General features: G+C 68.9%; 22 protein-coding genes. 9 read left to right on the top strand and 13 right to left on the bottom strand.

Annotated features, from left to right (window positions below; all coding sequences use genetic code 11):
• Positions 1-472: 472 nt before the first annotated feature.
• Entirely contained in the window at positions 473-1,678 is a 1,206-nt protein-coding gene (locus ACIBQ1_RS21710) for a cytochrome P450 (RefSeq protein WP_397279934.1), read from the top strand.
• 663 nt (positions 1,679-2,341) lie between these two features.
• On the opposite strand, the gene ACIBQ1_RS21705 is transcribed toward ACIBQ1_RS21710, so the two are convergent.
• The 4 genes from ACIBQ1_RS21705 to ACIBQ1_RS21690 form a co-directional block, all read right to left on the bottom strand.
• A complete protein-coding gene (locus ACIBQ1_RS21705) occupies positions 2,342-3,184 on the bottom strand; it encodes a DUF559 domain-containing protein (RefSeq protein ID WP_397279932.1) in 843 nt (280 codons plus the stop codon).
• A 620-nt stretch (positions 3,185-3,804) separates the two neighbouring features.
• Positions 3,805-4,215 carry a DUF2000 family protein gene (locus ACIBQ1_RS21700; protein WP_397279930.1) on the bottom strand — a complete coding sequence of 137 codons (411 nt, stop codon included), beginning with the start codon at positions 4,213-4,215 and terminating at the stop codon, positions 3,805-3,807.
• A 56-nt stretch (positions 4,216-4,271) separates the two neighbouring features.
• Positions 4,272-5,105, bottom strand: coding sequence for an SRPBCC family protein (locus ACIBQ1_RS21695; protein ID WP_397279928.1), 834 nt, complete (start codon positions 5,103-5,105; stop codon positions 4,272-4,274).
• Positions 5,106-5,107: 2 nt separating this feature from the next.
• Positions 5,108-5,938 (bottom strand): helix-turn-helix domain-containing protein, encoded by an 831-nt coding sequence (locus ACIBQ1_RS21690; protein ID WP_397279926.1) that lies wholly within the window; start codon positions 5,936-5,938, stop codon positions 5,108-5,110.
• Positions 5,939-6,005: 67 nt separating this feature from the next.
• Here ACIBQ1_RS21690 and ACIBQ1_RS21685 point away from each other — a divergent pair, with 67 nt between their 5' ends.
• A complete protein-coding gene (locus ACIBQ1_RS21685) occupies positions 6,006-6,833 on the top strand; it encodes an AraC family transcriptional regulator (protein ID WP_397279924.1) in 828 nt (275 codons plus the stop codon).
• Between the two features lie 3 nt (positions 6,834-6,836).
• Here ACIBQ1_RS21685 and ACIBQ1_RS21680 read toward each other — a convergent pair whose 3' ends face one another.
• Positions 6,837-7,859 carry a GDP-mannose 4,6-dehydratase gene (locus tag ACIBQ1_RS21680; protein WP_397279922.1) on the bottom strand — a complete coding sequence of 341 codons (1,023 nt, stop codon included), beginning with the start codon at positions 7,857-7,859 and terminating at the stop codon, positions 6,837-6,839.
• A gap of 256 nt (positions 7,860-8,115) precedes the next feature.
• On the opposite strand from ACIBQ1_RS21680, the gene ACIBQ1_RS21675 reads away from it, so the two are divergent.
• From ACIBQ1_RS21675 to ACIBQ1_RS21660, 4 genes are all read left to right on the top strand, one after another.
• The gene (locus ACIBQ1_RS21675) at positions 8,116-9,375 is read left to right on the top strand and encodes a glycosyltransferase family 4 protein (RefSeq protein WP_397279921.1); all 1,260 of its coding nucleotides are present in this window, start codon (positions 8,116-8,118) and stop codon (positions 9,373-9,375) included.
• Positions 9,376-9,378: 3 nt separating this feature from the next.
• Positions 9,379-10,089 carry a methyltransferase domain-containing protein gene (locus ACIBQ1_RS21670; RefSeq protein ID WP_355386362.1) on the top strand — a complete coding sequence of 237 codons (711 nt, stop codon included), beginning with the start codon at positions 9,379-9,381 and terminating at the stop codon, positions 10,087-10,089.
• Positions 10,086-11,141 (top strand): prenyltransferase, encoded by a 1,056-nt coding sequence (locus ACIBQ1_RS21665; protein WP_397279919.1) that lies wholly within the window; start codon positions 10,086-10,088, stop codon positions 11,139-11,141. Before ACIBQ1_RS21670 ends, ACIBQ1_RS21665 begins: the two co-directional genes overlap by 4 nt.
• Before the next feature lie 154 nt (positions 11,142-11,295).
• A complete protein-coding gene (locus ACIBQ1_RS21660; RefSeq protein WP_397279917.1) occupies positions 11,296-12,264 on the top strand; it encodes a DUF1702 family protein in 969 nt (322 codons plus the stop codon).
• Positions 12,265-12,299: 35 nt separating this feature from the next.
• Here the strand turns inward: ACIBQ1_RS21660 and ACIBQ1_RS21655 are convergent, their stop codons facing one another.
• Positions 12,300-12,935 (bottom strand): class I SAM-dependent methyltransferase, encoded by a 636-nt coding sequence (locus ACIBQ1_RS21655; protein ID WP_397279915.1) that lies wholly within the window; start codon positions 12,933-12,935, stop codon positions 12,300-12,302.
• A 79-nt stretch (positions 12,936-13,014) separates the two neighbouring features.
• On the opposite strand from ACIBQ1_RS21655, the gene ACIBQ1_RS21650 reads away from it, so the two are divergent.
• The 3 genes from ACIBQ1_RS21650 to ACIBQ1_RS21640 are packed head-to-tail and all read left to right on the top strand — an operon-like array spanning position 13,015 to position 14,776.
• Positions 13,015-13,467 (top strand): pyridoxamine 5'-phosphate oxidase family protein, encoded by a 453-nt coding sequence (locus ACIBQ1_RS21650; protein ID WP_397279913.1) that lies wholly within the window; start codon positions 13,015-13,017, stop codon positions 13,465-13,467.
• Positions 13,464-13,655, top strand: a complete 192-nt coding sequence (locus ACIBQ1_RS21645; protein WP_355386373.1) for a ferredoxin — start codon at positions 13,464-13,466, stop codon at positions 13,653-13,655. Before ACIBQ1_RS21650 ends, ACIBQ1_RS21645 begins: the two co-directional genes overlap by 4 nt.
• Positions 13,656-13,687: 32 nt before the next feature.
• Complete coding sequence (locus tag ACIBQ1_RS21640) at positions 13,688-14,776, top strand: Zn-dependent alcohol dehydrogenase (RefSeq protein ID WP_397279911.1); 1,089 nt, start codon at positions 13,688-13,690, stop codon at positions 14,774-14,776.
• 248 nt (positions 14,777-15,024) lie between these two features.
• Here ACIBQ1_RS21640 and ACIBQ1_RS21635 read toward each other — a convergent pair whose 3' ends face one another.
• The 7 genes from ACIBQ1_RS21635 to ACIBQ1_RS21605 form a co-directional block, all read right to left on the bottom strand.
• Positions 15,025-15,798 carry a hypothetical protein gene (locus ACIBQ1_RS21635; RefSeq protein WP_397279909.1) on the bottom strand — a complete coding sequence of 258 codons (774 nt, stop codon included), beginning with the start codon at positions 15,796-15,798 and terminating at the stop codon, positions 15,025-15,027.
• A gap of 590 nt (positions 15,799-16,388) precedes the next feature.
• Complete coding sequence (locus tag ACIBQ1_RS21630; RefSeq protein ID WP_397279908.1) at positions 16,389-17,390, bottom strand: sugar phosphate isomerase/epimerase family protein; 1,002 nt, start codon at positions 17,388-17,390, stop codon at positions 16,389-16,391.
• Between the two features lie 3 nt (positions 17,391-17,393).
• Positions 17,394-18,551, bottom strand: a complete 1,158-nt coding sequence (locus ACIBQ1_RS21625) for a Gfo/Idh/MocA family protein (protein WP_397279906.1) — start codon at positions 18,549-18,551, stop codon at positions 17,394-17,396.
• Positions 18,552-18,562: 11 nt separating this feature from the next.
• Positions 18,563-19,612, bottom strand: a complete 1,050-nt coding sequence (locus tag ACIBQ1_RS21620; RefSeq protein WP_397279904.1) for an ABC transporter substrate-binding protein — start codon at positions 19,610-19,612, stop codon at positions 18,563-18,565.
• Positions 19,609-20,622: an ABC transporter permease gene (locus ACIBQ1_RS21615; RefSeq protein ID WP_397279902.1), complete on the bottom strand. Its 1,014-nt coding sequence runs from the start codon at positions 20,620-20,622 to the stop codon at positions 19,609-19,611. Before ACIBQ1_RS21615 ends, ACIBQ1_RS21620 begins: the two co-directional genes overlap by 4 nt.
• Positions 20,622-22,106, bottom strand: coding sequence for a sugar ABC transporter ATP-binding protein (locus ACIBQ1_RS21610; protein WP_397279901.1), 1,485 nt, complete (start codon positions 22,104-22,106; stop codon positions 20,622-20,624). The genes ACIBQ1_RS21615 and ACIBQ1_RS21610 overlap by 1 nt, the downstream gene beginning before the upstream one ends.
• A 14-nt stretch (positions 22,107-22,120) precedes the next feature.
• Positions 22,121-23,278: an ROK family transcriptional regulator gene (locus ACIBQ1_RS21605; protein WP_397279898.1), complete on the bottom strand. Its 1,158-nt coding sequence runs from the start codon at positions 23,276-23,278 to the stop codon at positions 22,121-22,123.
• Between the last annotated feature and the right edge of the window lie 102 nt (positions 23,279-23,380).

Below are 23,380 nucleotides of genomic sequence, written 5' to 3'. Positions count from 1 at the left end.
CTCCCAGACACCCACCCAATGGCTCCCAGACACCCACTCGGCAGCTCGCACAGTCCCGCCCAACTCCCACACACCCACCTGACAGCTCCCGCACACCCGCCCCGATGATTCGCACGGACCCGCCCAATCACCCCCACGCCCCAGCCCGATGGCCCGCGTGCACTCACCCGACAGCTCCCACACCACCAATGGCTCGCGCGCAGCCGACCGATGAAGTCACCACACCCGACCGATGACTGCACATGCACCCGACCGATGAAGTCACCGCACCCGACCGATGACTTTCATATGCACCCGCCACCGAGCGGGGCCGCCATCGCCGGCGACCGCGGGGACCTGGCACAAGCCATGCCACCCGGCGAACGCCCGACTCTAGCGAGCCGCTTGTGGAGCCGTTTCGCCACTACATTGCCCCTTGACGGTCGTACAGGGACGTAATAGAACACGTTTCAAGTAGCATTTAACCAAGCGCTTGATCAAGAGGGTGAATCTGGTGCACATCGACCTCGTCGACAGGGACATTTACGCAACCACCGGACCACCACACGAGCAGCTCGCCTGGCTCCGCGCGAACTCCCCCGTCCACTGGCACGAGGGCGAGCCAGGATTCTGGGCCGTCACCCGATACGAGGACGTCGTCCACATATCGCGGCACTCCGACCGGTTCTCCTCGCACAGGAAGCTCGCCCTGTTCGAAGAGCTGACCCAGGAACAGATCGACCTCCAGCGGCACATGATGCTCAACCAGGACCCGCCTGAGCACACGAGACGGCGTTCCCTGGTCAACCGCGGCTTCACCCCGCGCACGATCAGCGCCCTCGAAGAACACATCCGCGACATCTGCGACGACCTCCTCGACAAGTGCACCGGCGAGATCGACTTCGTCACCGAAGTCGCCGCACCGCTCCCTCTGTACGTGATCTGCGAATTACTCGGCGCGCCCGTGGCCGATCGCGACAAGCTCTTCACCTGGTCCAACCGCATGATCGGCAGCCAGGACCCGGACTACTCGGAGTCTCCCGAGGGAGGCTCGGCCGCCGCCATGGAGGTCTACGCCTACGCCAACGAGCTCGCGACGCGACGCAGAGACACCCCGAAGAACGACATCGTCACCAAGCTCCTCCAGCCCAACGAGCACGGCGAGACGCTGGATCAGAACGAGTTCAACCTTTTTGTCCTCCTTCTGGCGGTCGCCGGCAACGAAACGACCCGCAACGCGGCCTCCGGCGGCATGCTCACTCTCTTCGAGCACCCCGACCAGTGGGCCCGCCTGGTCGCCGACCCCACACTTGCCAAGACCGCCGCCGACGAAATCGTCCGCTGGGTCTCCCCTGTCAACCTCTTCCGTCGCACCTCCACCGCCGACCAGGTGCTGGGCGGGCAGGAGATCAAGGCCGACGACAAGGTCGTGGTCTTCTACGCCTCCGCCAACCGCGACACCACCGTCTTCTCCGACCCCGAAGTCTTCGACATCACCCGTGACCCGAACCCACACATCGGCTTCGGCGGTGGTGGAGCCCACTTCTGCCTGGGCAACCACCTGGCCAAACTCGAACTCCGGATCCTCTTCGAGCAGTTGGCCCGCCGCCGCCCCAAACTCCGCCAAACGGGCCCGGCTCGCCGCCTTCGCTCGAACTTCATCAACGGCATCAAGGAGCTCCCTGTCGCAGTCGGCTGACCTGACAGCGGCCACCAGCACCCAGCTCCACCCCCACCACGACGGACTCCCAGTCGCCACAACCCGCCTGGTTTCCGGCTGCTAGACGGTCGTCACAACGGCCAGCCAGCCGACGTTCCGCCACGAACGCCCAATAGACGTTCCGGCGTGACAACCGACCGACACTCCGGCGTGACTGCCAGCCGACACGCCAGCGTGACGCCGGGCTGGGATCCAGCCATGGCGCCCGGCTGACGTTCTGCCATGAACGCCCGGCTGACGTTCCAGCGTGGTGCCCCGGCGGTCACTCTGGCGTGGTGCCCGACCGTCTCGCTCCGGCGTGACGCATGGCCGACACTCCGGCACGGCGCCCACCCAACGTTCCGTCGCAGACGTCCATTTGACGTCCGCCATGAACGAGCCGCTGACGCTCCGGCGTGACGCCTGGCCGGCACTCGGATATAACGCCCGACCAACACTCCGGCGCGACGGCCAACCGGCACGCCGGCATTACGCCCGGCCGACTCTTCGGTGTGACGCCCAGCCGCCCATTCGGTGAGACGTCCGGCCGACCGTCCTGCGTCACGCCCAGCCGGTGGTTTGGTGTGACGCAGGGGTGGCGTTCAGGTGTGGCCGCCCGGCCATCACCCCCGGCGCGGCGCCCGGACGACGTTCAGGCGCTCGCTACCCCAGCACAGCGGGATGGGGTGGCGGATGGCTGATTAATCGGAAGCGGGAGCGGCGGCGGGCGGCTCGGATGCGGCGGAGGATGTGGTTGGTGCGCTCCGGGCCGGGTTGCCAGCCGCGTTCGATCAGGGTGTTGGCCACGTGATGGAGGAGGTCGGCGATCTGGCCGGGGATGACGGCGCGGCGGACGGCGATCACGCGCCAGCCGCGTCGGCGAAGCTCTTCTCGGCGGTCCGCGTCGCGTTGCTGGTCGGCGGGTGAGGTGTGGTGTTCCTGGCCGTCGTACTCGACTGCGACCTTGAACTCCTCCCAGCCCAGGTCGAGGTACGCGAGCCGGTCGTCGCCCAGCTCGACCCCGATCTGGGTGGTGGGTCTGGGGAGGCCGCCTTCCACGAGGATGACCCGGAGCCAGCTCTCCCTGGGTGAGGCGGCCCCCTGGTCGGCGAGGCTGAGGGTGTCGCGTAGGCGCCAGGAGTTGAGCGGGCGATGCCACAGGGCATCGAGATCGACGCCCCGGCGTGCGAACTGGTCGAGGATCGCCACCGCCTCCATGCGGGGTAGCCAGCGGGCGCAGTCGAGGGCTGTGCGTTCCATGGTGGTGAGGCGGACTCCCTTGTGCATGGTGATGTCTTCGGGTGGGAGCGGTGCCGGGTAGGTGACGCAGCCGGGGAGAGCCAGGTGGGCGGGGGCGGTCAGCTCAATGGGCCAGTCGGCTTCCCGGGTGTTGAGGACGTTCAGGCCCCAGATGTGGGCGGCCGTCTGGCGGCAGGCGACGGCCTGGGAGATCGCTCGGGTGATTCGGGCGGTCCGGTGGGCGAGTGATGGTGGGGTGGGTGGCATCGCTGGGCTTGGGAGCCCACGATCGGCTTTTCCCAGCGTGGGAGGTGTCTCCTCCCGAAGTGTTGCCCTGGGTGTCGGTGCTTCTCCCTCAGGTGCTACAGGTCCCGAACGGGGTGCCGCGTGGGCTGGAGGATCGCCGGGCGCGGTGAGGGGGGTGGTGGGGTGTGGGCGGTGCATGGCGCCCAGGGTGCTACGGCGGGCCCCGGCGGTAGGTGGCCGAATGGGGTTCTGTGGATGCGGGCGAGTTATCCACAGGGCTGAGGAGAGCCGCAGACACGGAGGGACGACCGCAGACACGGAGCGACGACCGCGAGTGGCGGTCAGGAGGGACGACTGTGGTGGGGGTCAGGAGGGGCCGGGCGGTGGTGTGGGCGAGAGCGTACGGCGGGAGGGGCGGCGGAGGGCCTGGCCGCCCGTGGTGCTGGAGCTACTAAGAGCGTGGTGGCAGCTGTGGGCGGGGTCCGGCCGCCCGTAGCGCGTGGCAGCTGTGGGCGCGGATCCAGCCGCCCGTAGCGCGTGGCAGCTGTGGGCGCGGGCCCGGCCGCCCGTGGCGCTGAGACTGCGGAGAACGCGACCCCCGTGGTGCTGGAGCTGTAGAGAGCGCGGTGGTGGCTTCTGGGTCAGGGGTGTAGGGCGAGGCCCTTCAGGACCTTGTCCACGCCGTTTTTCGGTCCGTGGACCGCCACCCCCACCAGCGCCAGTTCGTCGGCTTCCACCGCCCGCACCGCCGCCCGGTTGTCCGCGTCGTGTCCCGTCTTGAACATCTCCTCGATGTAGACGGCCACGTCCATCTCCCGTCCCATCGCCTTCTCCCGGACGCCCCGGAGCTCCTCCAGGTCAGCCGTGTAAACCAGCACGGGCTGCCGGAGCATCGGCAGGTACGAATTGCCGGACCCGTCCTCGTACGGCTCCCCCATGAGCCCCGGCACCCCGCCCGCCACCGCGCTGGACAGGAAGGCGGTGACGTTGAGCTTCTGCCATGCGGCCAGATCCGCGCGGACCACGATGCCGATCTTGGTGTCGAAACGCATGGCCACGAGTCTCCACGTCCCGCCCCCACCGTGTCTTGAACGCTGGTGCGGTGGCGTCAGGCCATGACGACCGGCTGCCAGTCCGGCACCTCGTGGTAGCGCCGCAGCTCCGCGACCCCCGACAGGATCCCGCCCCACGCCGCGTACGGCGGACGTTCCGTGTCGAACCCGCTCTGCACCAGCGTCAGCCGCGTCTTCCCGTCCGAGCCCTCCAGCTCCCACGTGCCGACCCCCGGGGCGCCCCAGTCCAGGGAGAACCTGCGGCCGGGCTCGAGCTCCAGCACCTTGGCCGGGCTGGGGTCGTTGGCCAGGCCGCCCATCGCGAAGCGACCGCCCACGTGCGGCTCGATCTCGATCGGGTACCCGAACCACTTCGTCACCGTCTCCGAGTCGATCAGCGACTCGAACACCTGAGACGGCGAGGCGTCGATCGTGACCTGGGCCCGCAGGTCCACGGAGGAGAAGTCGATCTTGGGCGTGAGCTCGCGTCCTTCTAGGTGCTCGGCCAGGTTGAAGATGGCCAGGCACCAGTACGTCTGCAGCACGCCCCGGATGCTCTTGCCCGTGATGACGTCCTGGAAGTCGTAGTGCGTCTGCGACAGCGACAGGACGGTCGCGTCCCCGTCCTCCTCCAGCCGGAACTCGGTGGTCGTCTCCTCACCGTCCAGCAGCCACGCGAAGCGCACCGTGCGCTCGTCCGCGTGCAGCAGCCGCTGGTGCGGCGCGTCCCCCTCAGGCGTGGTACGCCCCCAGAACCCGAACCGGTCGGGCAACTCCACCTCGGCATGCTCGGCCAGCCAGATCCGCAGCGCGGCCGGGTCGGTGAGCGCGTGGCGCACGTCCTTGAGAGGCGCCTGGATACGGGCACGAAACATCATGGGCTCGGTCATGGTCATCTTCTCCTTTGGCGACTGCGGGGTGGAGCGGCGTCAGGGTCGGGCCGGCCGGTGGGTGCCGTAGAGGTGGCGCCGGCAGGCGGGTCCATGGGTGGCGAAGAGGCGGTGGCCGGCCGGTCGATGGAGGCCGGAGAGTCGACGTCGGGCTGGTTCGTGGGTGGCGAGAGGGTGGCGGCAGGTGGGTCCGTTGGTGAAGCCGGTGACGCTGGTGAAGCCGGTGAAGCCGGTGGGGATGGTGAAGGAGGGGCGATGGGTTCGGGGTGGTCTGTGGGGCTTTCGTCGGCAGCCTTCGGGTAGCAGGCGACCGCGAGCTTGAACGCGTCCCCCTCCGCCCCGCCGTACCGCGTGAACAGCTCCCGCAGCATCGTCTGCAGATCGTTCAGGAACTCCTGGCGCCGCTCAGGACGCACGTGAATCTCCCCCGACAGCCCGATCGACGGCAACTCGGGCGCGCTCCTGTCGAGCGCCGCGATGTCCGACTGGACCTCCTCCATGAGATCCAGCAGGTAACCGAGGCTCAGCTCGTCACGCGCCTTACGGAGCCCGATCCGGCCCACCAGCCGGGGCGACAGCCAGTACGACCGCGCACCGGCCTGGTAGATGCCCTCGTGGATCCCGCGCACCTTGCGCTCGGACACGAGGTCCACGAGGCCCGCCTCGACCAGCCGTTTGACGTGGTAGTAGACCCGCTGCGGCGTCTGGCCGAGCCGTTCGGCGACCTCCGAGCACGTACGCGGCTCGGCCAGCTGCCGCAGCACCTCCACGCGCTGCGGCTTGAGCAGGGCCTCGGCCTGCTCGATCTCTTCCAGGTACAGGACGTCTCTCATCGCAAAAACAATCCTTTACGTAAAAATTTGGTTTGTCAATGGAGCCGGGGACAATGGGAGGGTGGTGGTGCATGACTGGTCCCGATACTGGCGGTCGCCCGACCGGCCGCTGGAGGCCATGCATGCCCACTTCGAGCGGCACGTCTACCACCGGCACAGCCACGACACGTACTCGTTCGGGGTCACGGAGACCGGCGCGCAGTCGTTCACCTGCCGCGGCTCGGCCCACACGAGCTCGGCGGGCATGGTCATGGCGTTCAACCCGGAAGACCCCCATGACGGCCACGCCACGAACCTGCACGGCTTCACGTACCGGATCGTCCACATCGGTCCCGAGCTCGTGTCGGACGCCCTGGCGGACACGACGGGCCGCCGCCTGGGCCTGCCCCTGTTCGCCGAGCCCGTGGTCGAGGATCCCGTCCTGGCGGAGGCGCTGCGCTCGCTGCACGCGGCGCTCCTGAGCGACGACGCGACGGCCCTACGGCGCGACGAGCTGCTCACCGCCACGGTCGCGGCGATCGTACGGCGGGCCGCGACGGTCCCGATCCGCCCGGACGGCAGGCCAGGAAGGTCGGTGAGGATGGCGCGGCAGGCCAGGGAGCTCCTCCACGACCGTCTCGGTGACGACCTCACGAGCGACGACCTGGCGAGGGCCACGGGCGCCAGCCGCTACGCGGTCTACCGGGCCTTCCAGGCGGAGTACGGGCTGTCCCCCAGCGACTACCAGCGGCAGCTACGGCTCAGAGCGGCCCGTACGCTGATCTCCGGCGGCACGGCGATCAGCGAGGCGGCCACCGAGACGGGCTTCGCCGACCAGAGCCACCTGACCCGCTGGTTCACCCGCTACTTCGGCCTGACCCCGGGCGCCTACCGCCAGGCCATCACAGGGGCATAGGGGTCACGGCCAGGAGCTGTCCTGGTCGGGATCGCCGCCGTCGGTGAGCAGCCGCAGATCCGACTCGACCATCATCGCCACCAGCTCGTCGAACGACACGCCCGGCTCCCACCCCAGCTGCGCCCGCGCCTTCTTCGGGTCCGCGCACAGCAGGTCCACCTCGGCCGGCCGGTGCAGCGTCTGGTCCGTCACCACGTACCGCTCCCAGTCCAGCCCCGCGGCCGCGAACGCGGCCTCCACCAGCTCCCTGACCGACTTCATCCGCCCGGTCCCGATCACGTAGTCCTCGGGGGTGGCGGCCTGCAGCATCAGGTGCATCGCCTTCACGTAGTCGCCGGCGAACCCCCAGTCCCGCCGCGCCTCCAGGTTCCCCAGCCGCAGCTCCGTGGCCAGCCCCAGCTTGATCCGGGCCACCCCCAGCGACACCTTCCTGGTGACGAACTCGGCCCCCCGGCGCGGCGACTCGTGATTGAACAGGATCCCGGACACGGCGAACATCCCGTACGACTCGCGGTAGTTCTGCGTGAGGAAGTGCCCGTACGCCTTGGCCACCCCGTACGGCGAGCGCGGGTGGAAGGCGGTCCGCTCGTTCTGCGGCGTCTCGCCGACCTGCCCGAACATCTCAGAGGATGAAGCCTGATAAAAGCGGATCTGTCGGGAGGCGCCCGAGCCCCGCGACGCCCCCGAGCACACCCGGATCGCCTCCAGCATGCGCAGCACGCCCATCCCGGTCACCTCTGCCGTGAGCTCCGCCTGCTCCCACGACATCGGCACGAACGAGATCGCCCCCAGGTTGTACACCTCGTCCGGCTGAACCCGTTCCACCGCCGAGATCAGGGACCCCTGATCCAGCAGATCCCCCCGCACCACCTGGACGTCGGAGAGCAGCTTGCGCATCCGGGACACCCGCGGGTTCGCCTGCCCCCGCGCCAGCCCCCACACCTCGTACCCCTGGTCGAGCAGGTGCTCCGCCAAGTAAGAACCGTCCTGGCCGGTGATGCCGGTGATCAGAGCTCGCCTGGCCAAGGGTCCTCCAGCTATCGCGTATAGCAATCTGTTTGGGACGGAATGTACAGCTAAGCACCCAGACGGGACACCAAGCCACCTAGAACTCGTTCCACCGAACCACGCTCGGTTACAGCAACGTCGCAGTTCGCACGACGTTTAACCGTAATTGTGAACAATTCCACCCGACCTACCGAATGGTAGCCTTTTCGGACTAAGGTCATCTTCACGGTACACGCCCATCTCAAGGGCCCTACCGGCGGAGAAAGGGGTGTCCGTGGAAGAGCCAGCCCGGCGGGAGCGAACGCTGCGGATCGCGTTGTTGTCCTACCGCAGCAAGCCGACCTGTGGGGGCCAGGGCGTCTATCTCCGCCACCTCAGCCGCGAACTGGTCGCGTTGGGGCACCACGTCGAGGTGTTCTCCGGCCAGCCCTATCCCGAGCTGGACGAGGGCGTCATCCTGCGCGAGGTGCCCAGCCTCGACCTCTATCGCGACGAGGACCCGTTCAGGACGCCCAAGCTGCACGAATACCGCGACTGGATCGACTGGCTGGAGGTCGGGACGATGTGGTCGGCGGGCTTCCCCGAGCCGCTGACGTTCACGCTGCGGGCCTACCGCGAGCTGAAGAAGCGCGTCGGCGACTTCGACGTCGTGCAGGACAACCAGACCCTCGGATACGGCCTGCTGGGCATCCAGCGGATGTTCCCCGTGGTCGGCACCATCCACCACCCGATCAGCGTCGACCGCCGCATCGAGCTCGAGGCCGCCACCGGCGGGAAGAGGCTGAGCCTGCGCCGCTGGTACGGGTTCGTGAAGATGCAGTCGCGCGTCGCGCCCCGCCTGAGCCCGATCCTGACCGTCAGCGAGTCGTCGCTGGCCGACATCCACCGCGACTTCAACGTCCCCCAGGCGAACATGCGCCTGATCCCCCTCGGCGTCGACACCCGCTACTTCCACCCGCGCCCGGACAAGCCCAAGCGCAAGGGCTCGATCGTGGCGGTCGCCAGCGCGGACTCGCCCATGAAGGGCGTCGCGACGCTGCTGCGGGCGGTCGCGAAGCTGGCCACCGAGCGCGACGTGCACCTCACCGTCGTCAGCCGTCCCACCCCCGGCGGCCCGACCGAGCAGCTCGTCCAGGAGCTGTCCTTGGAGGACCGGGTGCGGTTCGTGCACGGCATCTCCGACGACGAGCTGGGCGAGCTGATCGCCACCTCGGAGATCTCGGTCGTGCCCTCCCTCTACGAGGGCTTCTCGCTGCCCGCCGTCGAGCACATGGCCTGCGGCACCCCCCTGGTGGCCAGCCGTACGGGAGCGCTGCCCGAGGTCGTGGGCGACGCCGCCATCCAGGTGGCCCCGGGCGACCCCGAGGAGCTGGCCACGGTGCTGCGCCGCCTGCACGACTCCCCCGAGGAGCGCGAGCGCGTGGGCAAGGCCGGATACGACCGCGTCATGGAGCGCTACACCTGGCACGTCGTGGCCAAGAGGACCGTCGAGGCGTACTTCGAGGCCATCGAGAACCACAAGAGGAGAGGCTGACCAGTGCTGACCGTCGACTTCGCCCGGCTTCCCGTCGGCCCCGGCGTGCGCGTGCTCGACCTGGGCTGCGGCGGCGGGCGGCACGCCTTCGAGGTGCTGCGCCGGGGAGCGGACGTGATCGCGTTCGACATGGACCAGGCGGAGCTGGACGGCGTGGCGGCCATGTTCGTGGCGATGGACAAGGCGGGCGAGGTTCCGCCGGGGGCGAGCGGGCAGATCGTCCAGGGCACGGCGCTGGACATGCCGTTCGAGGACGGCAGCTTCGACCGGATCATCGCGGCCGAGGTGCTGGAGCACATCCCGGACGACATGGCGGCCATGCGCGAGATCTTCCGCGTGCTCAAGCCGGGCGGCACGGCGGCCGTGACCGTGCCGAGCTTCCTGCCGGAGCGGATCTGCTGGGCGCTGGACGAGGACTACCACACGGCCCCCGGGGGACATGTCCGGATTTATACGTTGGCTGAGCTGTCGGCCAAGCTGAAGTCCATCGGGTTCGAGATCGGCCCCCACCACCACGCCCACGGCCTGCACGCGCCGTACTGGTGGATCAAGTGCGCCGTCGGCGTCAACAACGACGACAACCCGCTCGCCAAGGCGTACCACGAGCTGCTGGTCTGGGACATCATGAAGCGCCCGGCCGCGACCAGGATCGCCGAGGCCGTGCTCAACCCGATCATCGGCAAGAGCGTGGTCCTCTACGTCAGGAAGCCATGATCTCCCACGCGGAGGTCGTGCGGACCGCGGAGAGCATCGCGGGGATCCAGCAGGACGACGGCGGCGTGCCGTGGCCGGAGGGCCACGTCGACGCGTGGAACCACGTCGAGTGCCTGATGGCCATGTCCGTCGCGGGGCTCGCCGATCCCGTACGGCGCGGCTACGCGTGGCTGGCCCGCCACCAGCGCCCCGACGGCTCCTGGCCGATGAAGCTGGTCGACGGCGTGCCCACGGAGCCGGGCGGCGAGACCAACCACGCCGCCTACGTCGCCGCCGGGCTCTGGCACCACCACCTCGTTACCGGCGACCAGGCGTTCACCGAGGAACACTGGCCCATGGTGAAGGCCGCGCTCGACTACGTGGCGGGGCTGCAGACCGAGCGGGGCGAGATCGTCTGGGAGCGCGACGCGCACGGCGTCGCCTCGACGTTCGCGTTGCTCACCGGCTGCTCCTCCGTCCACCAGGGGCTGCGCTGCGGCGTGCTGCTCGCGGAGCACCTGCAGGACCCGCAGCCGCACTGGGAGCTGGCCGCCGACCGGCTGGCGCACGTGCTGGCGGCGCATCCCGAGGCGTTCACCGACAAGAGCCGCTTCTCCATGGACTGGTACTACCCGGTGCTCGGCGGCGCGGTGCGCGGGCGGCAGGCGTTCGAGCTGCTGGCGCGCGAGTGGGCCTCGTTCGTGGTGCCCGGGCTCGGGATCAGGTGCGTGTCCGACCAGCCGTGGGTGACGGGCGCGGAGACGTGCGAGCTCGTGCTGGCGCTCGACGCGCTGGGGGACCGGGAGCGGGCGGTCACGCTGTTCACGGACGTGCAGCACCTGCGGCACGAGGACGGCTCGTACTGGACGGGCTGGCAGTTCGCCAACCGCAGGCACTTCCCCCACGAACGATCCGGCTACACCGCCGCCGCCGTCGTGCTCGCGGCGGACGCGCTGCTGGGGCTGACGCCGGGGTCCGGACTGTTCAGGGACATCGCGGGGACGTCGGTGTCCGACCCGGAGACCTGCGGCTGCGCCGCCGGCACGGGCCTGGTACGCCGCGACGACCTCTGACCTGACTTCACCTCGCACAAGCGCTTTTGCGGGTTCTTTGCCGCCGAAATCCGGTGCGCCGCCGATGATCGACGCAATGGGCTTACTAGCTTCTGAGTGACTCGTACGAGGCGTCTTCGGGGGAAGCGTGGGCGACACGGGCACAACATCGTTCTTGGACCAGGTCAGGACCGAGCCGACACTGTCCCGGGCGAGGGGGCTGCGGAGGTTCCTGGCCAAGGATCCGCTGGAGTCCGATCTGAGCCGGCGGCGGTTCCGGCTCAGAGGAGGAACTTCCCGGGCGGTCTTCACCGACGCCGAGAGGTCGTATGTTTTCGGCTTCAACGCGGTGATGTCCCGGGAGATCGAGAAGGTCGAGGAAATATCGGCTGAGCAGCGGCCCTTCGGCTACGAAGGGGCGGCCGCCGCCAGCACCGTTCTCGACCTGCTCACGCTGACGCGGGGCCGGCGCCTTCACGAGCTACTCACCGGCCCCGCCCAGCATCATCGCCACGCCGCCTACGTCGGCGCCGGTCGCGGCTACGCCCTGCTGCGGCTGCGGCCGCTGTGGGGCGCGCGGCGCGCCCATCCGCTGCTGCGCTGGCTGGCGGTGGACGGGTTCGGGTTCCAGTGGAGCCTGGCCAGGGCCGACCGCATGGTGGGCGAGCGCACGATGCCCGACCTGCTGACCAGGGCGCACTGCGCGGTGTTCGACCAGGGGCTGGGACGGCTGCTCTGGTACCACGACTGCGCCGCGCCCGACGACGTCGCCGCCAGGATCGGTGGATATCCGGCGGGACGGCGGGGCGACCTGTGGAGCGGGATCGGGTTCGCGGCGACGTACACGGGCGGGGCCGAGAGCGACGAGCTGTGGTGGCTGACCGAGCACGCCGGGGCCGACGGGTTCCGCGCCTATCTGGCGCAGGGGTGCGCGTTCGCCGTCGCCGCCCGGCTGCGGTCGGGGACGCTGCCGGACCACACGGCGCAGGCCGTGCCGATCCTCGCCGGGGCCGAACCCGAGGAGGCGGCCTCGTGGACGGACCAGGCGCTCCTCGCGCTCGGGCACGAGGCGCACACGCACGAGGACTTCCAGCGCTGGCAGTCGCAGACCCGCCGCTCCTGGGCCCACCGCCACCGCTGCTGACCGTCGCCGGTGACGCCTGGATTCCCGGGCCGACGCTAGATTCCCGGGCCGACGCGCTCCAGCACCCGGAGCGAGCCCTCCACCGACACCTCGCTGAAGGCGCCCGACCGCACCGCCCGCTGGTAGACCCGGTACGGCGCCTGCCCCCCGTCGGCGGGATCGGGGTAGACGTCGTGGAAGACCAGCGCCCCGCCCTGCATGACGTGCGGCGCCCAGCCCTCGTAGTCGCGGGTCACCGGCTCCTCGGAATGCCCTCCGTCGATGAACAGCATCCCCAGAGGCGTCCTCCAGAGCGCGGCGACCCGCTCCGACCGGCCCACGATCGCGATCACCTCATCTTCGAGGCCGGCGGCCGCGATCGTGGTCCTGAACGTCGGCAGCGAGTCCATCTTCCCGAACCGGGGATCCACCAGCGTCGGGTCGTGGTGGGCCCACCCGGGCTGGATCTCCTCGGAGCCCCGGTGATGGTCCACGGTGAGGACCACCGACCCGGCCTGCCTGGCCGCCGCGCCGAGATAGACGGCCGACTTCCCGCAGTAGGTGCCGATCTCGCAGACCGGGCCCAGCGTCCCGTACCGGCAGGCGGCCTCGTACAGGGCCAGGCCCTCGTTGTGCGGCATGAATCCCTTGGCGTGCTTAGCTGCGTAGAGCAGGTCTGACGGCATCGTCATAGGCATGCACCCTAGCCGAACCGAACAACATTCCAGGGGACCCTTGCAGGGCCGTTCTGAAACCTGTTCTACTTACAACGTGAATCAGCGCGCTCGCATCGCCATGTCGGACGACGACGTCACCGCCTTCCTGGAGAGCTCGCGCAAGCTGCAGCTGGCCACCATCAACGCGGACGGAACCCCCCACCTGGTGACCATGTTCTACGGGCTCGACAAGGGACGCATCACCTTCTGGACCTACGCGAAAGCCCAGAAAGCCCACAATCTCGCCCGCGATCCTCGCGTGAGCTGCCTGATCGAGACCGGCGAGGACTACGCCGAGCTGCGGGGCGTCCTGGTGTACGGGAACGCCGAGCGGGTGGACGACCGCGACCGCGTCATGGACATCGGGATGATGGTCGCCCGCCGGATGACCCCGGGCGTACCGGACGAACTGCTGCGCCCCTACGTGGAGCAGACCGGGCGAAAGCGCGTTGCGTACATCGTCGAGAACACCAAAGTGGTCTCATGGGATCACAGGAGGCTCGCATGAGAGTCAAATTCGACGAACTGGTCTGCGAGGCCAACGCCGTGTGCATGGGGCTCGCGCCGGAGGTGTTCGAGGTGGACGACGACGACCAGCTCCACATCCTGCTGCCAGAACCACCCCCCGAGATGCGGGACCGCGTCCGCCACGCCGTCAGGTCCTGCCCCAAAGCCGCTCTTTCCCTCGAGGAATAGCCCCGCTAGGCACCAGCCGGAGGAGGAACCCCATGCGCGCCGCGATCCTGCACGCCGTAGGCAACGACAAGCTGGACATCCGCGACGACGTCACCCTGGCCCCCGTTGGGCCGGCGGACGTACGCGTACGGATCAAGGCGACGGGCGTCTGCCACTCGGACCTGTCGGCCATGACCGGCATACTGCCGCAGCCCGTGCCGCTGGTGCTCGGGCACGAGGGCGCGGGTGAGGTGGTCGAGGTGGGCGAGCACGTCACCTCGCTCAAGCCGGGCGACCACGTGGTCATCAACTGGCGGCCCGGCTGCCAGGAGTGCGACCTGTGCCTGGGCGGCCAGCCGTACCTGTGCATCAAGTACGTGGTCGAGGCGTTCAGCAAGGGCAACTTCCGGTTCGGCGGCGACGGGGCGACCGCCTACGGGATGGCCGGGTGCGGCACCTGGGCGGAGGAGATCGTCGTGCCGTGGCAGGGCGCGATCAAGATCGACGAGGACGTGTCGTGGGAGGCGGCGGCCCTGATCGGCTGCGGCATCACCACGGGCGTGGGCGCCGCGATCAACACCGCGAAGGTCCGCCCAGGCTCCACGGTCGCGGTGATCGGCTGCGGCGGCGTCGGCCTGTCGGTCATCCAGGGCGCCCGCCTGTCCGGCGCCCGGACGATCCTCGCGGTCGACCCGCTGGAGTCCAAGCACGAGCTGGCCAAGAAGGTCGGCGCCACGCACGCCGTCACCCCGGAGCAGATCCCCGACGCCGTGAACGAGCTCACCGCCGGCGCCGGCTTCGACTACGGCTTCGAGGTGGTCGGCAAGGCGGCCACGATCCAGAGCGCCTGGCAGATCACCCGGCAGGGCGGCGACGTCATCGTGGTCGGGGCGGGCGCGCTGGACGACATGGTGTCGATCTCGGCGTTCAGCCTGCTGTTCGAGGGCAAGAACCTGCTGTCCAGCCTGTACGGGGAGGCGGACGTGCGCCACGCCTTCCCCTACTTCGCCAAGCTCCACAAGGCCGGCAAGCTGGACCTGGAGTCGATGATCAGCGCCCGCATCCGCCTGTCGGACCTGAACGACGCGGTGGCGGCGCTGCGGGGCGGCGAGGTCCTCCGCCAGATCGTCGTCATGGACTGACGGTGATGATGTAGATGAGCACTTCCCGGTCAGGGTCCGACTGGCCTCGCGGTCCTCAACGGGATCTGCCCACCCTGACCGGGAAGTGCGCGTGTGCACTCACTGGACGTGGCGCCTGTGAATTCATAGGAGCCTGGCCAGAGGCCCCATCCCCGTCTTGTCCGCGTTGCCTGGCTGGTGCGTGCCGTCCTGTCCCCTCTCAAGACGACAGGACGACGATGCCCCGATCCGCCGAGGCACCAGCGAGCTCACAGGACGCCCGGAGGCTCCTCGAAGTCCGGATGGCAAGAGGTAAGGAAGGCGAGCGCAGCGGTGGCGTCCTTGGTCCGGTAGAAACCAACCATTGTGGCGTTGAATTCCGCTCGCCGGAGCGCTGGAACGCTGATGGCGTCGATTCCGTGCGACATCAGATGACCGTTCATCATGGTCCGGCCGGTGCGTTTGTTTCCATCGAAATAGAATTGCTGCAGGGCGGCGAACAAGAAATAGACGAGCGCCTGCTCAAGCGGAGATGATATCTCGGCTTGAATAGCCCCCACTCCGTCGGAGAACATACGATGGAGGTTCTCTCCACCAGGCTCCGTGGCAGGAGGCATATAGCGACCATGCTCCCCTAGGCTGACACCCGGAGTGAGGGTCAGCGAGCCCTCTCCTCTGAAATGTCCCACCTCCAGGGCCTCACCTTCGGCGATCAGGTGATGGAAATGATCCGACGTGGGCTTGTCCAGCTTGAAGTTCTCCGACTTCACCACACTGACCAGCTCTCTGGCCGACTCGGCAAGGTTCAGCACCTGACGCTCGTCGGTCACCTTCCGGCCTCCCACTGTGATGCCGTCCATCAAGGTCTGCACCTCCGGGTAGGTGAAGGGATTGCCCTCCAGCGCCGCGGCGTCCCACACGAACTCCGGAAGCGCACGCTGATACCGCCAAACCGCACGCTCGACCGTGTGCACACCCACGTCGTTCCTGACCGACTCTCGGTCCCAACGAAACCCCAACGCTTCTGCCAGATGTTCAGCCATCGCCATCTCCCCAATGTCAACGCTCCACGTCATGGATAGCAGAAGCGCTCGCCGTGCGGGTGGCGACGGCCGAGCCCACGTCCCCAACGTCCGAGCCACCTGGAACTCCTGGAGTCGGCCTTTCCCAGTGGCGCCTGTCTATGACCGAGCGGACCCCGCCGGGCGGATGCGCATCAGAGATGCTTCCGGTGTGGCTCGATGACGGCGACCGGCGGGGTGCTCAGCTTCCCGATCAAGCACCATTGGCGGTCAGCCCGAATCAACCCAACATCAGCACAGGTCTGGATAATACAACCTAATTGGCGTCCGATCTGAAGCGCACTAAAAGCGCTGTCCAATCAGGGCTGCGGGTACGCCGAACTTGCTGTCGTGGAGGTGCGACTACGCGTCAGCCCTCCGCTAGAAGCGGCGATTATCCTTACACGCCGCCACACGCGATAAAAGGATATCCCCCGCCTCGGCGCGGGCTCCCACGGCCCACCGCGTGACCAGGCGACGGGTGGGATGGCGAGCGGGGATTCGAAAGGACCTTGGGAGGCGCTGGCCGGAAGCCCGAGGTGCGCAGCGCCCCCTTGTGGAAGGTCTTGCCGTTATGTCGTGGAGAAGGCGGCGTCGAAGGCGGCGGTCGGCGGGGTGATGGAGTTGAGCTTGCGGATGTAGCCCAGCGCCTCCCTGGCCCCGTCCAGCCGGTCCATCCCCGCGTCCTCCCACTCGATCGAGATGGGCCCTTCGTACCCGATCGAGTTGAGCGCCCGGAAGCAGTCCTCCCAGGGCACGTCGCCCCGCCCCGTGGAGACGAAGTCCCAGCCGCGGCGCATGTCCGCCCAGGCCAGGTGCGAGGACAGGCGGCCCTTGCGGCCGTCGCCCACGCGCATGCGCGTGTCCTTGCAGTCGACGTGATAGATCCGGTCCTTGAAGTCCAGGATGAACCCGACCGGGTCCAGGTCCTGCCAGACCATGTGGGACGGGTCCCAGTTCAGGCCGAAGGCGGGACGGTGACCGATGGCCTCCAGGGTCCGCACGGTGGTGTAGTAGTCGTACGCGATCTCGCTCGGGTGGACCTCGTGCGCGAAGCGCACCCCGACCTCGTCGAAGACGTCGAGGATCGGGTTCCAGCGGTCGGCGAAGTCCTGGTAACCGGCGTCCACCATCGACGCGGGCACCGGCGGGAACATGGCGACCGTGTGCCAGATCGACGACCCGGTGAAGCCGACCACCGTGTCCACGCCCAGCAGGGAGGCCGCGCGGGCCGTGTTCTTCATGTCCTCCGCGGCCGCCTGGCGGATCGACTCGGGGTCGCCGGAGCCCCAGATGCGGGCGGGCAGGATGGCCTTGTGGCGCTCGTCGATGAGGTCGCAGACCGCCTGGCCGACGAGGTGGTTGGAGATGGTCCAGACCTTGAGGCCGTGCTTGTCGAGCTGAGCGTGCTTCTGCTCCACGTACGACGGGTCGGCCACGGCCTGGGCCACATCGAAGTGGTCGCCCGAGCAGGCGATCTCCAGGCCGTCGTAGCCCCATTCGGCCGCCAGCCGGCACACCTCCTCGAACGGCAGGTCGGCCCACTGCCCTGTGAACAGGGTGACAGGTCGCATGTGTCAGTCCTCCACGTTCATGTAGCGGCTGCCCTGAGCCGCGCTCCGCTCGACCGCCTCCAGCACCCGCTGCACCCGCAGCCCGTCGGCGAACGACGGCGTCGGGTCGGCGCCGGTGGCGATCGCCTCCAGGAAGTCGTTGATCTCGTGGGTGAAGGTGTGCTCGTAGCCGAGCCCGTGCCCGGGCGGCCACCAGGCGCCCACGTACGGATGGTCGGGCTCGGTGACCAGGATCCGCTCGAAGCCGCCGCCGTCGGAGCTGAACCACAGCTCGTTCATGGCCTCGAAGTCGAACGCCAGGCTGCCGAGCGAGCCGTTGATCTCGATGCGCATCGCGTTCTTGCGGCCGAAGGCGAACCGGGTGGCCTCGAACGAGGCCAGCCCGCCGCCCGAGAGCCGGCCGATGAACAGGGCTGCGTCGTCCACGGTCACCTCGCCCATGTCGGCGGTGCCGGTGGCCTCCAGGCCCGAGGACGCCGCGGCGATCGGGCGTTCCTTGATGAACGTCTCCGTCAGCGCGGAGACGCCCACCACCTGCTGCCCGGTGATGAACTGGGCCGCGTCCACGATGTGCGAGCCGATGTCGCCCAGCGCGCCCGCGCCCGCCTTGTCCTTCTGCAGTCGCCAGACCAGCGGGAACTCCGGGTCGACGATCCAGTCCTGCAGGTACGCGGCCCGTACGTGCCTGACCTCGCCGATCCGGCCCTCCTCGACGTACCGGCGGGCGAGCGCGATCGCGGGCACCCGCCGGTAGTTGAAGGCCACCATGCTCTTGACCGAGGACGGCGCCGCCTGCGCGGCCCGGACCATGGCCTCGGCCTCTTCGACGGTGTTGGCCAGCGGCTTCTCGCAGAGCACGTGCTTGCCCGCCTGCAGCGCGGCGATGGCGATCTCGGCGTGCGAGTCACCGGGCGTGCAGATGTCGACGATCTGCACGTCGTCGCGCTTGATCAGCTCTCTCCAGTCCGTCTCGACGTCGGCCCAGCCGAGCTGTGCGGCGGCCGCCTCGGTGCTCTCCTTCGACCTGCCGCCGAGCACCGCCATGCGAGGCACCAAAGGCAGGTCGAAGAAGGCCGAGACGCTGCGCCAGGCCTGGGAGTGGACGCGGCCCATAAAGGCGTAGCCGATCATGCCCACGCCGATGGTGGTCTTGTCTGACATGCAACCCCCGATCAGGATTCGAAGCCGAGCGCCAGGTACTTCTCGACGTTGTCCTTCGTAATGGTCTCGGATGCGAGCGTGATTGACTGTGGAACCTGGTTCTCCACCAGATCACTCATGCCCTTCCCCTGCGCGATCAGACGTGCGATTTTGATCGCCGAGGAGGCCATCGTCGGACTGTAGGTGACCGTGGCCTTCAGCACCGAGGTGCCCGACTGGATCTCCTTCATCGCGTTCAGCGACCCGGCGCCGCCGACCATGATGAACTCGTTCCGGTTGGCCTCCTTGATCGCGGCCAGCACGCCGACGCCCTGGTCGTCGTCGTGGTTCCAGAGCGCGTCGATCTTCTTGTGCGCCTGGAGCAGCGACGTGGCCACCTGGTTGCCGGTCTCGACCGTGAACTTGGCGTCCTGCTTGGCCGTGACGCTGAACCCGTACGTCTTCAGCGCGTCGGCGAAGCCCTTGCTGCGGTCCTGCGTCAGAGGCAGCGTGGCGATGCCCTGGATCTCGACGATGACGGGGTTGGCGACGCCCTTGTCCTTGAGCTGCTTGCCGATGTAGTGCCCGGCCGCGACGCCCATGCCGTAGTTGTCGCCGCCGATCCAGGTCCGGTAGGCCAGCTTGTCGGGGAAGACGCGGTCGAGGTTGATGACCGGGATCCCGGCCTGGGTGGCCTGGAGCGCGACCTGGTTCAGCTGCTGGCCGTCGTTGGGCAGGATGACCAGCGCGCTCACCTTGGCCGCGATGAGCGACTCGACCGCGGAGATCTGCTGGTTGATGTCGTTCGTCGGCTCGACGGGCTTGAAGTCGACGTCGGAGTACTGCTTCGCGGCGCTCTCGGCGTTCTTGGCGATGGCCGCGATCCAGCCGTGGTCGGCGGCGGGCGCCGAGAAGCCGATCGTGACCTTGTCCCCCGGCTGGTCGTTGCCGCTGGCCACGGGGGCGGGCGCGGGGGCCGCACTGCTGCTGGGCGCGGCGACGGGCTCGTTGCTGGTGCAGCCCGTCGCTAAGAGTACGGCTCCGCCGACGAGGAATCCCCTGCGCGCGACTTTCTCACTCATGGTGCTCTCTCCTTCAGGTTCCGCCGCTGGAGAAGGACGGCGACGACGATGATCAGGCCCTTGGCGATCAGCTGGTCGCTGGTGTTGAGCCCGTTGAGAATGAACAGGTTCGTGATGAGGGTGAAGATCAGCAGGCCCAGGATCGAGCCCACGATCGTGCCCCGGCCCCCGGTGAGCAGCGTGCCGCCGATGATCACGGCGGCGATGGCGTCGAGTTCGTACAGGTCGCCGTGGGTGGACGAACCCGTCGTCGTACGCGCCATGATCAGCACCGCGGCGATGCCGCAGCAGAGCCCCGACAGGGCGTAGAGCAGCATCGTGTGCCTGCGCACGTCGATGCCGGCGAGCCTGGCCGCCTCGGGGTTGCCCCCGACCGCGTACGTCCGCCGCCCGAACGTCGTGCGGTTGAGCACGATCCACCCGAGCACCACCACCAGGGCGAAGATGTAGACCAGCAGCGGGATGCCCAGCAGGCGCGTGGTCGACAGGTCCACGATGGCGGAGTTCTCCGACTGGATGAGCTGCGTCTTGCGGTCGGACATGCGCTGCGCCAGCCCTCGGGCGGCGACGAGCATGGCCAGCGTGGCGATGAACGGCACCAGTCGCCCGTAGGCGATGAGTAACCCGTTGACCAGCCCCGCCCCGGTGCCGACGAGGATGGCGCAGATCGCCATCACCACCGGCCCGTACGACTGCGTGGCCAACGTCGTGGCCCAGACCGAGGCCAGCGCCATGACCGCGCCGACCGACAGGTCGATGCCCCCGCCGATGATCACGAACGTGGCCCCGACCGTGATCACGCCGATCGTGGCGGCCAGGGAGAGGATGCTGACGAGGTTGGAGGCGGTGGCGAAGTTCTCCGGCCGGGTGACCAGGCCGACGACGATCAGCAGCGCCAGGGCCGCCAGCAGCCCGAGATGTCGCATCTCTCCGAAACTGAAGCGGAAGCCGCCCGGTGGCGGGGACGCCCCCACCTCCGCGAGCGACCGGTCCGTCGTGGGCTCGCTCATCACGCCGCCCTCCCATTCATGATCATGTCGAGTACGCGGTGCTCGTCCAGTTCAGCGGCGTCGCCCTCGTGGATGACCGTGCCCTCGCGTAACACGAGCACCCGGTCGGCCAGGCCGAGCACCTCGGGCACCTCGCTGGAGACCAGCAGCACGCCGATCCCCTGCTCGGCCAGGTCGCGGATCACCGCGTACAGCTCGGCCCTGGCGCCCACGTCCACGCCTCTGGTCGGCTCGTCGAGCAGGAGCAGCTTGCGCCCGCCGAGCAGCCAGCGGGCGAGCACGGCCTTCTGCTGGTTGCCGCCGGACAGCGTCCTGATCGGGCGGTCGGGGTCGGGTGGGCGGATGTCGAGCATTTCCGCCAGGCGCTGGGCCTCGGCCCGCTCCCGCTTGCGGTCGATCCAGCCGAACCTGGCGAAGCCCGGCAGGCTGCCCAGCGTGATGTTGGCGGTGACACTCTGGTCGAGGAGGAGGGCCTGGGCCTTGCGCTCCTCGGGGGCCAGGCCCATGCCGCGCTTGACGGTGCCGACGACGCTGCGGCGCACGGGGGCCCCGGCGAGCAGGACGCGGCCCGAGGCGGGGCGGGCGCCGTACACCGCCTCCAGGATCTCCGAGCGGCCCGAGCCGACCAGCCCGGCCAGCCCGATGATCTCCCCCGCCCGCACGGCGAACGAGACGCCCGAGAAGACGCCCGGCGAGGACAGGTTCTCGACCTTGAGCACCTCCTCCCCCGGCGAGCGGCCGGCCCGGGGCGGGAAGACGTACTCGACGTTCCTGCCGGTCATGAGGGAGACGATCTCCCCGGTGGGGGTGTCGCGCGCGGACAGGCCGACGGCGACCGTGCGGCCGTCCTTCAGCACGGTGACCCGGTCGCCGATCTCGCGGATCTCCTCCAGGCGGTGGGAGATGTAGACGACGGCCACGCCCTGGGCGGTCAGCTCGCGGATGATGCGGAAGAGGTTCGCGACCTCGTCGTGGGCGAGGGCGGCGGACGGCTCGTCCATGATGATCAGGCGGGCGTCGTGGGAGAGCGCCCTGGCCATGGACACGACCTGCTTGGCCGCCGGCGACAGCCGCCCCACCTCGGCCGACGGGCGGATCTCCCCGTGGCCGAGCCGTTCGAGCACCTCGCGGGCGGCGCGCCTGGCGGCCGCCCGGTTGACGAAGCCGAAGCGGGCGTGCTCGTGGCCGAGGAAGATGTTCTCGGCCACGCTGAGCCCGTCGACCAGGTCGAGCTCCTGGTAGATCGTGGCGAAACCGAGCCTGATCGCGTCGATCGGGCTGCTCGGGCGCACTTCCTTGTCGTTGAAGACGATCGTGCCCTCGTCCGGCTGGTGCACTCCGGCCAGGACCTTGATCAGGGTGGACTTGCCGGCGCCGTTCTGGCCCAGCAGGCAGTGCACCTCGCCCGCCCGTACGTCCAGGTCGACCCCGTCCAGCGCGCGCACTCCGGGAAACTGCTTGACGATGCCCTTCATGACCAGCATCGGGGAGGACCCTTTCAGGCGTTGACGATCCGGTTGATGTTCTCCGGCGAGAGGTAGTGCTCGATGGCGAGGATCCCCGCCCCGAGCGCGGCCGCGTTGATGCCCGTACGGCTCGGCGTGATCGACAGGTGGTGCGTGGCCAGTGGGAGCGACCTGCGGTAGACCGTCTCCCTGATCCCGGCCAGCAGATGCTCGTGCACCCGCGACAGCGCGCCGCCGATGACGATGACCTCGGGGTTGAAGAAGTTGACCAGGCTGGCCAGCACCTCGCCGATGAGCCGGCCGGCCTCCCTGACCAGCCGCAGCGCCTGGGTGTTGCCCGCCTGCACGAGCGCCACGACGTCGGCTCCCGACTCGGCCGGCAGGCCCAGCTCGCTCAGCCGCCGCGCGATGGCGGCGCCGCCGGCCACGGCCTCCAGGCAGGCGCTGTTGCCGCACCGGCAGCCCGCGTCCTCGTGGCCGCTGACCCGGATGTGCCCGATGTCGCCGGCCGAACCCTGCGCGCCCCTGTGAAGCTTGCCCTCGGCCATGATGCCGCAGCCGATGCCCGTGCCGACCTTGACGAACAGCAGGTGGCCGGCGCCGGGGAAGGAGTGGCGGTGCTCGCCGAGCGCCATCACGTTGACGTCGTTGTCGACCAGCACCGACACGCCCTCGAAGTATTCGGGGATGGGGTAGTCGTTCCAGCCCGGCATGATCGGCGGGTTGTTCGGCCGTCCCGTGGCGAACTCCACCGGCCCCGGCACCCCGATCCCGATGGCGCGCAGCGCCGACCGCGGCCGGCCCACCTCGCCGAGCAGCCGGCCTAGGCGCTGGTCCACGTGGGCGAGCACCTTCTCCGGCCCCTCGCCGATCAGCAGCGAGTCCTCGCACTCGGCCAGCACGTTGCCCGAGATGTCCATCAGCGCGACCCGGCAGTGGGTGGCGCCCAGGTCGACGCCCGCGAAGGCGTGGTCCTCGGTGTGCAGGCGCAGCTGGCGCGGCGGCCGGCCGCCGGTGGACTCACCGCTCTCGGTCTCCTCGACCAGCCCGCGCTCGATCAGCGCGTCCACGCGCTGGGAGATCGTGGATCTGGCCAGGCCGGTGAGCCGTGCTAGATCGGAACGGGTCGTGGCCGAGCCTGCGCTGATCAACGTCAGCACATCTCCGGCAGAGCCCGGCTGGGGGGTCATGCCGCGACAATAAGATCACCGATGCGGCAAATCAAGAGCGAGCATCGACAAAACTCCGCCGACTTCCGCCGAAGATCGAACAAAGCCCGGTTTTTCCGACTT

Source organism: Nonomuraea sp. NPDC050153 (assembly GCF_044460125.1).
Classification (GTDB): Bacteria; Actinomycetota; Actinomycetes; order Streptosporangiales; family Streptosporangiaceae; genus Nonomuraea.
The sequence above is the reverse complement of the archived record's forward strand: the minus strand, read 5'-3'. Positions and strand labels throughout refer to the sequence as shown.